The 1515-nt window shown below is 69.8% G+C and carries 2 protein-coding genes; both read left to right on the forward strand.

Features of this window, described 5'->3' with window-relative positions; genetic code table 11:
* Window positions 1-278: 278 nt before the first annotated feature.
* Window positions 279-680, forward strand: coding sequence for a TOBE domain-containing protein (locus RT309_RS15015; protein ID WP_313358326.1), 402 nt, complete (start codon window positions 279-281; stop codon window positions 678-680).
* The gene (gene modA, locus RT309_RS15020) at window positions 677-1474 is read left to right on the forward strand and encodes a molybdate ABC transporter substrate-binding protein (protein ID WP_313358328.1); all 798 of its coding nucleotides are present in this window, start codon (window positions 677-679) and stop codon (window positions 1472-1474) included. The genes RT309_RS15015 and modA overlap by 4 nt, the downstream gene beginning before the upstream one ends.
* The last annotated feature ends 41 nt before the right edge of the window (window positions 1475-1515 follow it).

Here is a 1515-nt window from a genome sequence, read left to right on the forward strand (position 1 = left end):
GTGGGCGGCGCGCAGGCGGCGCTGTCCGATCTCGCCCAGGCCGACGAGCACCTGATGGCGCGCGGTGCGCAGACGTTCGGCGTCGCTCAGGACGTCGACGGGCTCGACGAGAGGCGGCAGAGGCATACTGCGAGCGTACGGTTCCCCCGCGCGCCGAGCGAGCATCGCGACGAAACCGGCCCATCGAGCGCGTCGACAGCACCCTGTCATAGCCGCAGATGCGTGAATATTACGCCGCATAGTCTGAATGTGCGGAGATACCGGGCTAGAGTCAGCCCATGACCTCTTATCGCATCGCCGATGCCGCGCGCCTGCTCGGTGTCAGCGACGACACCGTGCGGCGCTGGATCGATCACGGTGCTCTGCCCGTGACCGGTGACTCCCCCGCGCGCATCCCCGGAACCGCTCTCGCCGAGCACGCCCAGCGCCTGGCCGACGCCCCCGGCGACGATTCCGATCTGCTCTCCAGCGCACGCAACCGTTTCACCGGCCTCGTCACGCGGGTGCAGATCGATGGGGTGATGGCGCAGGTCGACATCCAGGCCGGTCCGCACCGCGTGGTGTCGCTGCTGTCGTCCGAGGCGGCTCGCCAGCTCGATCTGCAGCCCGGGTCGCTCGCGTCTGCCGTGATCAAGGCGACGAACGTGATCGTCGAGACACCGAAGGAGATGCTGCGATGAGGCTGCGGGGAGTCGGGATCGCCGCCCTGCTCGGCATGCTGCTGCTCACCGGATGCACGGCAGCGGCGCCCGGCGACGACCGCCTCGATCCGAAAGGGGAGAACTCCGGATCCGGCACGGAGCAGCCCGCTCCGACCGGCGAGGTGACGGTGTTCGCCGCCGCATCGCTGCGCACCGCGTTCGATGAGATCGCGGAGTCGTTCGAGAAGAAGTACCCGGGTGTCACCGTGAACCCGATCGTGTACGACGGATCCAGCACGCTGGTGACTCAGCTGATCGAGGGCGCGCGGGCCGACGTGCTCGCCACCGCCGACGAGCGCAGCATGCAGTCGCTGGTCGACAGCGGGCTCGCGGCCGACCAGCAGCTGTTCGCCACGAACACGCTGGTCGTGGCGGTGCCGACCGGCAACCCTGCAGGCGTGAAGACGCTCGCAGACCTCACCGATGCGGTGACCGTGCTCTGCGCGCCCCAGGTGCCCTGCGGCGCCGCGTCCGCGACGCTGCTCGAGACGGCGGGCGTGCAGGTAGCCCCGGCGAGCCTCGAGCAGAACGTCACAGCCGTGCTGCAGAAGGTCGCCGCGGGAGAGGCGGATGCCGGACTCGTCTACGCCACCGACGTGATCGGCGACGACGCGGTGCAGAGCTTCGCACCGGAGGGCGCCGACGAGGTCGTCAACCGCTATCCGATCGTCGCTCTCAAGGACGCGGATGAGACCGGAGCCCTCTTCACCGAGTTCGTGCGCGGACCCGAAGGGCAGCGGATCCTGGAACGACTCGGCTTCGGGGCGCCGTGACGGCTGACGCGGCATCCACCCCCGGCCGCCCGCCGAGCACC

It is taken from the genome of Microbacterium sp. (genome assembly GCF_032084865.1).
Lineage (GTDB): Bacteria > Actinomycetota > Actinomycetes > Actinomycetales > Microbacteriaceae > Microbacterium.

Excerpts from the sequence above, each read along its gene's own strand:
- modA (WP_313358328.1), top strand. The coding sequence starts at position 677 with ATGAGGCTGCGGGGAGTCGGGATCGCCGCCCTGCTCGGCATGCTGCTG.
- RT309_RS15015 (WP_313358326.1), top strand. The coding sequence starts at position 279 with ATGACCTCTTATCGCATCGCCGATGCCGCGCGCCTGCTCGGTGTCAGC.